At 71.2% G+C, this 12,648-nt stretch carries 12 protein-coding genes and 1 pseudogene; 7 read left to right on the forward strand and 6 right to left on the reverse strand.

Annotated features, from left to right (window positions below; all coding sequences use genetic code 11):
• Nucleotides 1-238: 238 nt before the first annotated feature.
• Nucleotides 239-1,404 (forward strand): annotated as a pseudogene (locus ACQP1V_RS09445) (IS110 family transposase).
• A gap of 23 nt (nucleotides 1,405-1,427) precedes the next feature.
• On the opposite strand, the gene ACQP1V_RS09450 reads toward ACQP1V_RS09445, so the two are convergent.
• On the reverse strand, nucleotides 1,428-1,766 hold the full coding sequence (locus tag ACQP1V_RS09450) for a hypothetical protein (RefSeq protein ID WP_433421005.1): 339 nt from the start codon (nucleotides 1,764-1,766) through the stop codon (nucleotides 1,428-1,430).
• A gap of 121 nt (nucleotides 1,767-1,887) precedes the next feature.
• On the opposite strand from ACQP1V_RS09450, the gene ACQP1V_RS09455 reads away from it, so the two are divergent.
• From ACQP1V_RS09455 to ACQP1V_RS09480, 6 genes are all read left to right on the forward strand, one after another.
• A complete protein-coding gene (locus ACQP1V_RS09455; protein WP_433421008.1) occupies nucleotides 1,888-2,541 on the forward strand; it encodes a response regulator transcription factor in 654 nt (217 codons plus the stop codon).
• A complete protein-coding gene (locus ACQP1V_RS09460; RefSeq protein ID WP_433421011.1) occupies nucleotides 2,538-3,662 on the forward strand; it encodes an ATP-binding protein in 1,125 nt (374 codons plus the stop codon). The genes ACQP1V_RS09455 and ACQP1V_RS09460 overlap by 4 nt, the downstream gene beginning before the upstream one ends.
• Nucleotides 3,663-3,753: 91 nt before the next feature.
• Entirely contained in the window at nucleotides 3,754-4,140 is a 387-nt protein-coding gene (locus ACQP1V_RS09465; protein ID WP_433421014.1) for a hypothetical protein, read from the forward strand.
• Nucleotides 4,141-4,672: 532 nt separating this feature from the next.
• Nucleotides 4,673-5,884, forward strand: a complete 1,212-nt coding sequence (locus ACQP1V_RS09470; RefSeq protein WP_433421017.1) for a PQQ-binding-like beta-propeller repeat protein — start codon at nucleotides 4,673-4,675, stop codon at nucleotides 5,882-5,884.
• Between the two features lie 67 nt (nucleotides 5,885-5,951).
• On the forward strand, nucleotides 5,952-6,761 hold the full coding sequence (locus ACQP1V_RS09475; RefSeq protein WP_433421019.1) for a hypothetical protein: 810 nt from the start codon (nucleotides 5,952-5,954) through the stop codon (nucleotides 6,759-6,761).
• A gap of 224 nt (nucleotides 6,762-6,985) precedes the next feature.
• On the forward strand, nucleotides 6,986-8,284 hold the full coding sequence (locus tag ACQP1V_RS09480; RefSeq protein ID WP_433421022.1) for an FAD-dependent oxidoreductase: 1,299 nt from the start codon (nucleotides 6,986-6,988) through the stop codon (nucleotides 8,282-8,284).
• A gap of 19 nt (nucleotides 8,285-8,303) precedes the next feature.
• Here the strand turns inward: ACQP1V_RS09480 and ACQP1V_RS09485 are convergent, their stop codons facing one another.
• Genes ACQP1V_RS09485 through ACQP1V_RS09505 form a run of 5 tightly spaced genes read right to left on the reverse strand, consistent with a single transcriptional unit; the run spans nucleotide 8,304 to nucleotide 12,583 of the window.
• Nucleotides 8,304-8,909: an energy-coupling factor transporter transmembrane component T family protein gene (locus ACQP1V_RS09485; RefSeq protein WP_067135703.1), complete on the reverse strand. Its 606-nt coding sequence runs from the start codon at nucleotides 8,907-8,909 to the stop codon at nucleotides 8,304-8,306.
• Complete coding sequence (locus ACQP1V_RS09490) at nucleotides 8,906-9,580, reverse strand: energy-coupling factor ABC transporter ATP-binding protein (RefSeq protein ID WP_433421027.1); 675 nt, start codon at nucleotides 9,578-9,580, stop codon at nucleotides 8,906-8,908. The genes ACQP1V_RS09485 and ACQP1V_RS09490 overlap by 4 nt, the downstream gene beginning before the upstream one ends.
• Nucleotides 9,577-10,701, reverse strand: coding sequence for a thiolase family protein (locus tag ACQP1V_RS09495; RefSeq protein WP_433421029.1), 1,125 nt, complete (start codon nucleotides 10,699-10,701; stop codon nucleotides 9,577-9,579). Before ACQP1V_RS09495 ends, ACQP1V_RS09490 begins: the two co-directional genes overlap by 4 nt.
• A complete protein-coding gene (locus ACQP1V_RS09500; protein WP_433421032.1) occupies nucleotides 10,698-12,011 on the reverse strand; it encodes a class I adenylate-forming enzyme family protein in 1,314 nt (437 codons plus the stop codon). Before ACQP1V_RS09500 ends, ACQP1V_RS09495 begins: the two co-directional genes overlap by 4 nt.
• Nucleotides 12,008-12,583 (reverse strand): biotin transporter BioY, encoded by a 576-nt coding sequence (locus tag ACQP1V_RS09505; RefSeq protein ID WP_433421035.1) that lies wholly within the window; start codon nucleotides 12,581-12,583, stop codon nucleotides 12,008-12,010. The genes ACQP1V_RS09500 and ACQP1V_RS09505 overlap by 4 nt, the downstream gene beginning before the upstream one ends.
• Nucleotides 12,584-12,648 lie beyond the last annotated feature (65 nt).

Here is a 12,648-nt window from a genome sequence, read left to right on the forward strand (position 1 = left end):
CTTCTGGTCCCTGGACTTGGAGTCCTGCTGAAAGACAGTGCCCCCGCTGGTTGGCCGGGAGAGTTGATCGCTGCTGGGATGTCGTTGCCCACTGACGGTGTCGGTGTGAGCACTGCTTGATTAGGTCGCTGATGGTTCTCCCGCCGGCTGCTGCTTGTGATCGTGTTCTGGGTGGGGAGAGCTGTTGCGACTGTTCGTTGGGGATGACTGGGCCGAGGCGCATCACGATGTGGAGGTGATGGATGCCTCGGGCCGCCGGTTGGCCAAGGCCCGCCTGCCCGAGGGCGTGGCGGGGATGGCCCGGCTGCACGCGATGATCGCCGAGCAGATCGGTGAGGCCGCGGATGAGGATGTGGAGGTACTGGTCGGGATCGAGACCGATCGGGGTCCGTGGGTGCTGGCGCTGGTCGCGGCCGGTTACACGGTGTTCGCGGTCAACCCGTTGCAGGCCGCCCGCTACCGCGAGCGGCTGGGCACCTCGGGCGCCAAGAGCGACGCGGCCGACGCGCACATGCTGGCCGACATGGTCCGCACCGACTCCCACCAGCTGCGCCCGATCGCCGGCGACAGCGCGCAAGCGGAGGCGATCAAGGTCGTCGCCCGCACCCACAAGACGCTGATCTGGGAACGGACCCGAGCCGGGCAGCGGCTGCGGCATGCGCTGCGCGAGTACTTCCCCGCTGCCCTGACCGCATTTGAGGATCTGGACGCCGCAGAGGCCCTCGATCTGCTGGCCAAGGCCCCTGACCCTGCCTCGGCCGCGAAACTGACAGTCGGCCAGATCAGTGCGGCCCTCAAGCGCGCCCGCCGCCGCGGCGACCTTGCCGCACGAGCCGGCGAGATCCAGGCGGCGCTGCGTACCGAGCATCTGGGCCAGCCCGAGGTGGTCGCCACGGCCTATGCGATGTCGGTACGAGCATTGGTCGCGGTCCTGGTCGTCATCGGCCAGCAGGTCAAGACCCTGCAGGGGCAGGTGGAGGAGTGTTTTGGCCGGCACCCGGCCGCTGAGATCATCGTCTCCCAGCCCGGGCTGGGACCGATCCTCGGCGCCCGGGTGCTCGCAGAGTTCGGCGACGACCGTGACCGCTATGCCAGCGCCAAAGCCCGAAAGAACTACGCGGGCACCAGTCCTATCACCCGGGCCTCGGGCAAGAAGAAGAGTGGTTCGTACACAACGACCGGCTCATCGATGCCCTGATGGCCCAGGCCTCGGTGGCGCTGCGTGCCTCGCCCGGTGCCCGCGCTTACTACGACAAGCAACGCGCCCGTGGAGTCGGTTACAACACCGCCCTGCGCCAGCTCGCCAACCGGCTCGTCGGCATCTTGCACGGCTGCCTGAAAACCGGCACGCTCTACGACGAAGCAACCGCTTGGTCGCATCACGTCCAGAGTGCTACGGCTTGACATTCAAGCTCCTGGGATGTCTTTCAAGTAGCGGACGGGGTGAGCGGAGGGGCGGAGGGGGCGTGGGGCCTGCTCGGCAGCACGGCGCCGGAGGGCAGCAGCGGCTCGCAGGCACTCACCGCGGCCCCGTACTTGGCGGACAGGGCGTCGACGCGCTCGCCCTTGATGTCGAGGTTGATCAGGCCGTCCGCCGAGACCGCGACGTCGGGGAAATCGGGCAGGCCGTGCGCGCGCATACAGGAGGTGAACGCCTTGCCGCCGTCGCCGGACGCGGCGGACGGCGCGGCGGAGCTGAGCGCGCCGACGCCCACGCCGAGGACGACGATGGCGAGGATCGCGTTCCTGATCTTCGAGCCGGTCATGGTTGTTTCTCCGTTTCCGTCGGCTTCTGTCGCTGTCACCAGGGAAGCCGATGGGCGGTTACCGGGCGGGAACGCCGGCGGTTACCCCGCTGTAACCGATGGCGGGCCATCCTGAGGGATCATGCGGGTGTTGATGGTCGAAGACCACGAGGAGCTCGCCCTGACGGTGGCGGCGGGGCTGCGCCGGGAGGGCATGGCCGTCGACGTGGCGCTGGACGGCCGCGCGGCGCTGGACCGTACGTCGGTCAACGACTACGACGTCGTCGTCCTCGACCGGGATCTGCCCGGCCTGCACGGCGACGAGGTGTGCGGGACGCTGGTCAGGACCGGCTATCCGGCGCGTGTGCTGATGCTCACGGCGGCGGGGTCGATCGACGACAAGGTGACCGGGCTCGGTGTCGGGGCGGACGACTACCTCGCCAAGCCGTTCGCCTTCGCCGAGCTGGTCGCCCGGATCCGCGCGCTGGCCCGGCGGTCGCGCCAGGTCCTGCCGCCGGTGCTCGTACACGGCGGCCTGCGCCTGGATCCGGCGACGCGGATCGCCACCCGGGACGGGCGCCGGCTGTCGCTGAGTCCCAAGGAGTTCGCCGTGCTGGAGCTGCTGCTGTCCGCACAGGGCGCGGTGGTCTCCGCCGAGCAGCTCCTGGAGCGGGGATGGGACGAGTTCGCCGATCCGTTCAGCCAGACCGTGAAGGTGACGATCAGCCGGTTGCGTCGCAAGCTCGGCGATCCCCCGCTGATCGAGACGGTCGCGCGGGCCGGGTACCGGATATGAGGTGGACGGTACGGCTGCGCCTGACCCTGCTCTACAGCGGTCTGTTCCTGGCGGCGGCGGTTCTGCTGACCGCCCTCACCTACTTTCTCGTCAGATATTCGCCCTTCTCGGGACCGCCGGTCGCGCCCGTCTCACCCGGCGGTAACGGCCCGCTGACCGAGACGCCCCAGATCGAGGGGCAGCAGGTGGTGACGCTGCGACGGCTGCTGGTCAACTCCGTGATCGCGCTGGCGGTCATGGCGTTCGCGTCGACGTTCTTGGGCTGGCTCATGGCCAGGCGCGTGCTGCGTCCCCTCGGCGACATGACGGCGACGGTACGGCGCATCACCGCAGATCAGCTCGACCGGCGGCTGGCCGCGTCCGGGCCGGACGACGAGCTCAAGGAGCTGGCCGACACGTTCGACGGGCTGCTCGATCGGCTGGAGGCCGCGTTCACGGCGCAGCGGCGGTTCGTCGCGAACGCCTCCCACGAGTTGCGTACTCCGCTGACGCTGCAGCAGGCCATGATCGAGGTAGCGCTGGCCGACCCGGAGATCGACGTCGCGTCACTGCGGGCCGTACTGGAACGGCTGCTGGCCGCAGGACAGCAGCAGGAACGGCTCATCGCGGCGCTGCTCACCCTCGCCCGCGGCCAGCAGGGGGTACATCGCCGGGAGCCCTTCGATCTGGCCGCGATCACGGAGCAGGCCGTCGGGCAACGCGGAGATCGGGGCCTGCGTGTCGAGTCCGAGCTCCGCCCGGCTCCCGGATCCGGCGACCGCGATCTGGTCGAGCGCCTGGTCGGGAACCTGCTGGACAACGCCGTACGGCACAACGTACGCGGCGGCTGGATCACGGTGGTGACCGGTGTGACGGCCGGGTATCCGACGTTGCGTGTCTCCAACAGCGGCCCGGTGATCCCTCCCAGCCAGGTCGGCACCCTCTTGAAGCCCTTCCAGCGTTTGGAAGGCGGCAGGAGGGCCACCGGCGAGGGAGCGGGGCTGGGCTTGTCGATCGTCGCCGCCATCGTCGAGGCCCACCACGGCACGCTGGAGGCCCGCGCGCTCGCGGAAGGCGGGCTGGAGGTGACCGTCGCGCTCGGCGTGGCGGCGGGAGGCGGACGTTTCGATGGGCGTCAATGAAGGCTGAGGTTACGATCATGCCCATGCGACCGATGCGGAGCGGCTTTCTTTAGGGCCGCCGAGAGGTACTCGGCGGTGCTGGAGGTCGTTCATGTCCCGCACCGCGCATCACATCCGCTCCCATCGCCTGGGCGAGGTCCGGCGCCAGGGAGGTCACCCGGTCGTCCTGTTGCGTTCCGTCATGGTCGTCGATCTGCGCTACCCGGTCGGGGAACTGCGGCGTTCGGCGGCCGAAGGGCGGCGTCCGCGCCCCAGGAGGATGCGTTTCCGCCACGACTGCTATTCCTATCTCGCCGTTTTCGGGCGTGGCAGTGAGGTGGGCGAGTGGGCGAACCTTGATGAGCGCAGGGAACGTCGCAGGCTCCGTGACCAGCTTGCCGAGATCCGCAAGCTCGCCAATGCGGGAGGCGACGTAGGCGGGGGCGCGTCCGATGTTCCCCCGTTTCGGCCCCGTCACAATGCGATCTGGCTGGCATGACGGTCACGCCAGCAGCGGGGGCGACGAGGTAGGTCCATGGTCATCTGGCGCCGAGGTGGACGTCGCGCCCGGGGACGGCGCGACCGTTCCTGCCTGCTGCCTGGATGGGCGATCATGCCCTGGCCTGGTCGGACTTCCGGCGGCGCCATCAGGGCCGGGCGCTTTTCGGCCGCTACCGCCGAAACCGATCTACGAATGTAGTGCAGGGCGCTCCGGTCGGAGTTCCTTTCTCATTGTTTCGGGCGAGTCGTGGGGCGGAATCGGACTTGCACATAAACAAGCTGTCTTTACTCGTATCCGAATTGGATGATAGCGTGTGCGATCTCTTTAATTCCGCCGCTATCGCCGGGAGAGTCGACGGGTCGAGCCGGTGTCGCAGAATTCGAGAAGAAAATCAGGCACGGGCATCGGTCCCGCTTTTAGCGGCATACCAAGGAGAGCGGTTCTTGGGTGGTTTGTCGCCGGGTCGGCCTCCTCGTGCTTGAACGGCGGCGGAGACGTCGTCGCCCGTCATCGCTGTCCGTCCTGGCCTGTGTCCAAGCCGTCGTCCCGGGAGGCGGTGGAATGGCCGGTAGAGTTTGCGGGGCCCTTGCCGATCTTCGTCGATGGGTGGCTCATCGGTACGGGCGATGACGAAAACGGTGTCGTCTGGCTGCGGGACGCCGAAACGGGGCGCCTGCTGTGGAGCCGGCCCGTCGGCCCTGTCTCCTCCTACCCGGATCTGGCTGTCTCGGCAGGTCGGGTGTTCGCGGCGGTCTGGTTGTCGTCGGCCAGCGGCGAGGCGTCCGAACTGCACACGCTGTGCGCCGCCGACGGGAGGCCGCTCTGGCGTCGCCCGCTACCCGGGGACCATGTCGTCGAGATCAAGCTGGTGGGCGAGACGCTGGTTGTGGCGACCCTGACCTCGGTGTACGGGGTGTCCGCGCGGACCGGCGGGGTACGGTGGCGCATCGGTGTCGCGGCAAGGTTCATGGCGACGGTGGGCGACATCCTGATCGCCACCAGATCATCCGGCCCGTCCGGCGTGATCGGACTCTACCCGGAGACAGGGCGGGTGCTCTGGGAACTCCCCCTGCCGGAAACAAGTTCGGTGGAATTCACCGCAGACCAGGATTTGATCCAGGTAAGGGCCTATGAGTTTCCCGACGGTCACGACTCTGAGGGTCTGGCGAACCCTCTCGCGGCTTCCTTGGGAGGAGAGATCTACGCCGTGCCTGCTTCGACGGGGCACATCCTGTGGAAGCGCGCGTTCGCCAGCATGGGATCCGCCGCGTTCAGCGCGCAAGGGATGGTCTACCTCACTGCGGAGGGCAGGTTGGTCGCGCTTGACGTCGGTACGGGAAAGACCGTGTGGTCACGCTCACTGCCGAGCCCCGACCTGTCACCGGACTTCCGCCTGAACGATGGGGCCCTCCTGGTGAATGTCAACGGCCCGGACCGGGACGGGAAGTACCCCATATGGGGTCTCGCTCCTCGCAGCGGCGCGGAGAAATGGGCTCTGCGATTGTCGCAGGGAGTTTACGAGATCGCCCTGGCCCCCTCCGGAATGGCGTTCATGGTAACCATTTCGCAGAGTGCGAAACTCATCGCGGTTGACACGAACGACGGTGGCGAAATCTGGTCCCGTCCCGTCAACAAGGACTCGCAGATCCTGCTCGGGCGAGATCTCGTATATCTCGGCGGCGGGATGCGGCAGTCGATCGACGCGTTCCGTATGAGAGACGGGGTCGCGCTGTCGGACTGACTATTTTGAAGGATTCCCGCCGTCGTGGAATCCGTGATTCGTTTCTGAGAAGAGGAGGGCGGACGACGTGTCGGAGACGGAAGGCTGGCGGGCGCCCAATACGCTGCTGGGAGCCGTCGGCATCGGGATCGGGCTGTTATCCCTGGTCATCAGCATCTTCGCGCTTGTTGCGTCCTGTGATGCCGCCCGCAGCGGCGACAAGCAGGCGGCGGTGGCGGAACAGGAGGCGGCTCGACGGGGACTACTGGAGCTGTCGAACGTATCCGCGTATTTCACGTCGCTGTCCGGAGAGGAAAGCGATGTGAACACGGGGACGAGGAAGTCCGACGATCTCCAAGGACCGCTCGTCGACATATCGCTCCGAAATCGCGGCAGCGGTGAGGCCCTCGTCACCCGGATAAGCGTGCAGGTGATGCAGTCTGAACATTTGGAGGGCTGCTGGCCCGAGGGAGGGCCGTTGAAGGTGGCGGCGAACTACGAGATCGAGATACCCATCGCGAAGAAGCCACCGTTCTCCACAACCAAGGTCATGGCTCCTCCATTCGCGGTGAAACCTGGAGAGAACGACCGTCTCGCGGTGACGATCGGGCCGGATTCGAAGGAGGTGGGCATGACCCCGTGGGTTGCCGTGGTCACCGTGCGGCTTCACCACATCGACGGCGCCGACCTGGATGTGGGGCCGATCGCTTTGGTGGACAGCGGTCAGGATCCCCACCTTCAGCCCAGTGGGATGTCTTGGCGGATCGACCGGCCGGTCGATCCCGCCTGCATGCGGCAGAACGCGTTGATCGTCGACTCGATATCGCGGATCCCCGGCATCACGCCGTCCGCGGAATTCGCCGCGCTGCGGCGGGCTCTGCAGGGTTTCCGGACCTGAAGGGCGATCCCGTCGCCGTGCCTTTTCGGCCACTACGCGTGTGCGCCCATGTACGGCCCGGTGTTCCGTTTGACAATGGGGATTTCCTGTGGGCGGAAATCCCCTTTATGGAGGCTTCCTTTCGGGGCTCCGCCTACCTGCCCCTGTCCTGATGGTTATGGGTCTTGAGATCGTCGTCCGGTCAGATCTCGATCTTTGGTGATTTTTCCGGCAAGATCCGTTTTATGACGCCACGGGCCGGTGACCATGCCATCGTCTTGGGAGCGGGAATCGGCGGGCTGCTCGCCGCCCGGGTGCTGATCGATTTCTACGACCGGGTGACGCTGGTCGAGCGGGACGCGCTGGCCGTCGATGGGCCGCGCAGGGGCGTGCCGCAGAGCTTTCACGCCCACGCCCTGCTCGCCAGGGGCCTCCAGATCATGGAGGAGCTGTTTCCCGGCGTGACCGAGGAGATGATCACGGCGGGCGCCGTGCCGTACGCCCCGGCGCACGTCCGCATGATCATGGGAGGCCGCGAGTTCGCCCGGGCGCCGACCGGGGACATCGGGGTGTCGGCGACCCGGCCCTTCCTGGAGGGGCACCTCCGGCGACGGGTACGGGCGCTGGATCGCGTGGCGATCGAGGACGGCGTCCAGGTCACCGGCGTGCTGACCAGGGGAGACGAGGTCGTCGGGGCGAGAGTCGCCGGGGCGGACGGGGAGCGCGAGCTGCCCGCCGACCTCGTGGTCGACGCGATGGGCCGAGGTGGGCGCACCCCCGCCTGGCTGGAAGCGCTGGGGTTCGACCGCCCGGAGGAAGACACGATCCGGGTCGAGGTCGCCTACGCCACCCGGTACGTGCGATTTCCCGACGGGGCGGTGGAGGGCGACCGCATGGTCCTCGTCGGCACGTCCCCCGAAACGCTCAAGGGCGCGGCCCTCTGCGAGGTGGAGGGCGGCCGCTGGCTGGTGACGCTGGGCGGCAGCGCCGGCGTCCGCCCGCCGGCCGACCCCGAGGACTTCCTCGCCTGGGTCGACGAGGTGCTTCCGCCCGACGTGGCCGCGGCCGTACGCGATGGCGAGGCGCTCGGTGAGATCGGCGTGGCCAGGATGCCGACGAGCGTCCGGCGCAGGTATGAGCGGCTGGGCCGGTTCCCGAAGGGGCTCCTGGTCACCGGGGACGCGATCTGCCACTTCAACCCGATCTACGGCCAGGGCATGTCGGTGGGGGCGCTGGACGCGCTCGCGCTGCGCGACTGCCTGCGCGAGGGGACCCGGGACCTGGCCGGCCGGTACTTCGCCGCCGTCGCGAAGGCGCTCGACCCGCCGTGGCAGCTCTCGACCGGGGCGGATCTGGCCCTGCGGGAGGCCGGGAACCAGAAGACCGTGGCGAGCCGCGTCCTCAACGCCTACCTCGGCAGGATGCGGCGGGCGGCCGCGCGGGACTGGCGGGTCGCGGAGGCCTTCACCCGGGTGACCGGGCTGATCGATCCGCCGTCGGCGCTGGCCCGCCCGGCCGTGATCTGGCGGACGCTGCGCGGGTGAGACACACCCGTCCGCGACGTTAGCGGTCGCCCTCCCCGCGGGCGGCCAGAGCCTCGCCCAGCTCGTCCGCGTGCCGCAGCGTCCGGACCAGGAACGGCACGGCGAACGCGGTGACCGACCGCTGCGCGCCCCGCGCCCTGGCGGCCTCCCGCACCTCGGCGGCGATCGCGGACAGCGCGGCCACCGCCTGCAGGGTGAGGCCGACGATCAGGCCGATCCGGTCCGGCCGGACCCCGAACCGCCGCAGCGGCCCGAGCCCGCCCTCGACCGCGGCCACCACGTCGTCGATCCTGGTGGTGATCGTGAACAGGTTCGCCGCGGCCAGGGCGGTCACAACGCGCAGGCACACCACCAGCGCCCGATCCGCGCCGAGCAGCCACCACTGCACCGCGAACACGAACGCCGCCAGCACCCCGAGCGAGCGGGCCACCCCCGCGCAGCGCCGGAGCGAGACCCGTGCCACGCCGTACGCGAGGACGACGGCGGCGCAGATCCCGCCGAGCCAGACGGGGGAGCGCAGCGCGAACACCGCCGCCGCCAACGCGAGCAGGGCGGCGAACTTCCAGCCGGCCGGCACGCGGTGCACCGGGCTCGACCCGGGCTCGTACCATCCGCCCGCCGTCATGTCACGAGCGCGCGGTAGTGGCGCAGCGCCGGCCCCGGCTCGTCGTCCGCGACGACCCGGCCGCCGTCGAGCACGACGACGCGGTCGAAGCCGTCGAGCAGGTCGAGATCGTGGGTCACCATCACGACCTGCTGCCGCAGACCGGTCAGCATCTCGGCGAACCGCCTCTTGTTGCGCAGGTCGAGCAGCGTCGTCGGCTCGTCGCAGACGAGCACGGCGGGGTCGAGCGCGAGCATGGCGCACAGCGCGAGCAGCTGCTTCTGGCCGCCGGAGAGCTGGTGGGCGGGATGATCGGCGTAGCCGGCCAGGCCGTACTCGGCCAGCACCTCGGCCGCCCGCTCGGCGCGCTCCCGGCGGGAGAGCCCGGAGCGGCGCAGCGAGAATGCCACGTCCTCGCCCGCCGTGGGCATCACGATCTGGCTGTCGGGGTTGGTGAAGACGAACCCGACCCGCCGCCGCACCTCGCGGCCCTGGCGGGCCGGGTCGAGTCCGTCGACCAGGAGGCGTCCGGAGGCCGGCAGGACCAGGCCGTTGATCATGCGGGCCAGCGTGGACTTGCCGGAGCCGTTCGCGCCGACGAACGCCACCCGCCGCTCGGCCAGGCGCAGGTCCACGCCGGACAGCACGACCCGCTCGCCGTAGCGGTGCCCGACGTCCTCGAACTCGATCACCGCACCGCCTCCCACATCGCGGCCACGCCGACGCCTCCGCCCGCCGACAGCGCGGACAGGCCGCAGCCCGCGCCGCGTACCCGGACCAGGGTGGCGAACAGCCGCACCACGAGCAGCGCGCCGGACGCGCCCCACGGGTGGCCGAGCGCGATCGCGCCGCCGTCGGGGCTGACCGTGTGCTCGTCGATGCCGGCGGCGTCCAGGCAGGCGAGCGTCTGCCCGGCGAAGGCCTCGTTGAACTCGACGACGTCCGGCGTGCGGCCGAGCACCGTCTTCATGGCCGGGACCGCGCCCAGGCCGAGCCGGTTCGGATCGACGGCCGAGGTCGCCGAGGCGGTCAGCCGCAGGCCGGGCAGTCCGAGCCGGCGGCGGAGCGTCTCGCTCACCACGAGCACGGCGGCGGCTCCGTCGTTGATGCCGCACGAGTTGGCCGCCGTCGCGGTGCCGCCGGGGGTGAACGCGGGCCGGAACCGGGCGAGGCGCTCCACCGTGAACCCGGCGCGGGGCCGCTCGTCCCGCTCGACGCCGCCGATCGGGACCAGCTCGGCCGCGAACCGGCCGTCCCGTACGGCCGCGACGGCCCTGGCGTGGCTGCGCGCGGCGAAGGCGTCCTGCCGCTCGCGTGAGACGCCCGCCTCGGTGGCCACCAGGTCGGCGGCCGGGCCCATGTCCGGGTCGCCGATCTCGGCCGGGGCGAACGGCGCCCGCGCGTAGGGGCGCGGCGGCTCGCCGGGGGACTCGGGACGCCACGCCCGGATCGGCGCGGTGGAGGCGCTCTCCACGCCCCCGGCGAGGTACGCCCGCCCCTCCCCGGCGCGGATCATCGCGGCGGCGAGGACGATCGCGGCGAGCCCGCTGGCGCACTGCCGGTCCACGGTCATCCCGGGGACGCCCTCGCCCAGCCCGGCGCGCAGGGCCGCCATCCTGGCCGGGTTGCCGCCGGGACCGAAGACGTTGCCGAGGACGACGTCGTCCACGCTGTCCAAGCCCGCGTCGTCGAGCACGGCGCGCAGCACCGGGGCGGCCAGCTCGTCGGCGGCGTACCGGCGCAGCGCGCCGTCCGCGTTGCCGATCGGGGTGCGCCGCGCCGCGACGACCACGGGGGTGAGGTCGTCGTTCATCGCAGCGGCTCGGCCGGGAGGGTGCCGTCCCGCAACTGGCGGGTGATCGCGGCGCGGGCCGGCTTGCCGGACGGTGTGCGGGGGAGCGCGCGCGTCGCCAGCCAGCGGCGCGGCCGTTTGCCCGGTTCGAGCGCGGTCCGGGCGGCGGCGCGCAGGTCACGAAGGGCCGGGCGCGCGTCCGCGCCGACCTCGACGACGGCGGTGACGATCGCGCCGAGCGCCGGGTGCGGGGTGCCGGTGACGAGCACGTCCGCCACCCCGGGGACGCCGCGCAGCACCGCCTCGACCTCCTCGGCGGACACGAGCCGGCCGCCGCTGGACACGACCGCCCCGGCCCGGCCGCGCACCACGAGGCAGCCGGACGGGTCCAGTTCGACCCGGTCGCCCACGGTGGACCATCCGGCGCCGTCCGGTTCGAGCTCGCCGTCGCGGAGGCGGCCGCCGTACGCCAGGGGCGAGTTCACCCACAGCAGTCCGTCACGGATGTCGAGCCGTGCGCCGGGGACCGGGCGCAGGCCGTCGTCTTCGCGGCGGATCGCGATCAGGGAGTGCTCGGCGGAGCCGTAGTACTCGATCAGCTCGGTGTCCGGCAGCAGCCGGGCGAACCGCTCCCGCGTCTCGGCGCCGAGGTGCGCTCCGCCGCAGACGACCGTGCGCAGCGCGCAGGCCGCCCGCAGGTCCGGCCGCCGGTCGAGTGCGGCGAGCAGCCCGGCGAGCATGGCCGGGACCAGATGGACGGCGGCGGCGTCGCGGGCGGCCCCGGCGGCGGCCTCCGGGTCCCAGCGCGGCGAAAGCCGCAGGTCGTGGCCGCACCACAGCGCGTGCAGCGCGCCGAACAGGAACAGCGACGAGCTGAGCGGCCCGGGGATCAGCACGGGCCCGGGAAGGCGGCCGAGCGCGGCGAAGCTGCGCAGCCACGACCCGCGGGTGCGGATGAGTACCTTGGGCCGGGAGCTGCTGCCGGAGGTCGTCGGCAGGTAGAAGAAGGTGTCGTCGTCCCCGGCGGGCGTGATCCCGTGGGCGGCCGGGGCCGGCGTGCCGGTGACCACGAGGTGCGGGCGGGCGTCGGCGAGCACCGCCGCGCGCTCGCGCGACGTCCACGCCGGCTCGACCATCAGCGTGGCGGCGCCGAGCAGGTCCGCGCCGAGGAACCACGCCAGCGCGTCCCACGGGTCCGCGACGTCGACGGCGATCCGCGAGCCCGCGCCGACCCCGCGCTCGGCCAGCAGCCGCGCGGCCCCGTGCGCCCGGGCGAGCAGCGCGTACGGGACCCGGGCCGGGCCGAGGACCGGAGGCGTGGCGAAGGTCATCGAGCCCGCTGCGCCGATCCGGCCAGCCGTCCGGGCAGGGCACGGTGCAGGGTGGCGGCGATCAGCGCCACCGTCACGACCTTGGCCGCGTCGCCCGGCAGGAAGACCAGCGACTGCGTCGCGGCCGCGGGCAGGTCGCCGGTGTAGAGGCCGAGGAACGGAACGCCGATCAGGTAGTCGGCGGCGAGCCCGGCGGCGCCCGCCGCGAGCAGCACCGGCAGCCGGGGACGCGCCGCGCGCTCCACGATCAGGCCGACGACCAGCGCCGACAGGATCCAGCCCAGCAGGAAACCGCCGCTCGGGCCGAGGAAGGGGCCGATCCCCGCGCGCCCGCCGGACAGCAGCGGCAGGCCGATCGCGGTCAGCGCGAGCAGCAGCACGACCGACGCGGCGCCGCGCCGCGCGCCCAGGACGGCCCCCGCCAGCAGCGGGCCGGCGTTCTGCAGCACGATGGGCACGCCGGAGGTCCCGACGTAGAACCCGGGGAAGATGCCGAGCACCGCGATGAAGGCGGCGAACACGACCGTCCGGGCCAGGTCGGCGGCGGGGAGAGGCGTACGGGGTCCTGACACATCGGACACGATATCCAGCCGCCTCCCCAGGCAGAAGGCCGGGAACGACCCACACCCGAGACACC

It is taken from the genome of Microtetraspora malaysiensis, assembly GCF_050947145.1.
In the GTDB taxonomy this organism is placed as follows: domain Bacteria; phylum Actinomycetota; class Actinomycetes; order Streptosporangiales; family Streptosporangiaceae; genus Microtetraspora_A; species Microtetraspora_A malaysiensis.

Bases quoted from the DNA above. Each gene is read 5' to 3' on its own strand.
- ACQP1V_RS09495 (WP_433421029.1), bottom strand. From the start codon at position 10,701: ATGAACGACGACCTCACCCCCGTGGTCGTCGCGGCGCGGCGCACCCCG.
- ACQP1V_RS09460 (WP_433421011.1), top strand. From the start codon at position 2,538: ATGAGGTGGACGGTACGGCTGCGCCTGACCCTGCTCTACAGCGGTCTG.
- ACQP1V_RS09500 (WP_433421032.1), bottom strand. From the start codon at position 12,011: ATGACCTTCGCCACGCCTCCGGTCCTCGGCCCGGCCCGGGTCCCGTAC.
- ACQP1V_RS09450 (WP_433421005.1), bottom strand. From the start codon at position 1,766: ATGACCGGCTCGAAGATCAGGAACGCGATCCTCGCCATCGTCGTCCTC.
- ACQP1V_RS09485 (WP_067135703.1), bottom strand. From the start codon at position 8,909: ATGACGGCGGGCGGATGGTACGAGCCCGGGTCGAGCCCGGTGCACCGC.
- ACQP1V_RS09480 (WP_433421022.1), top strand. From the start codon at position 6,986: ATGACGCCACGGGCCGGTGACCATGCCATCGTCTTGGGAGCGGGAATC.
- ACQP1V_RS09465 (WP_433421014.1), top strand. From the start codon at position 3,754: ATGTCCCGCACCGCGCATCACATCCGCTCCCATCGCCTGGGCGAGGTC.
- ACQP1V_RS09455 (WP_433421008.1), top strand. From the start codon at position 1,888: ATGCGGGTGTTGATGGTCGAAGACCACGAGGAGCTCGCCCTGACGGTG.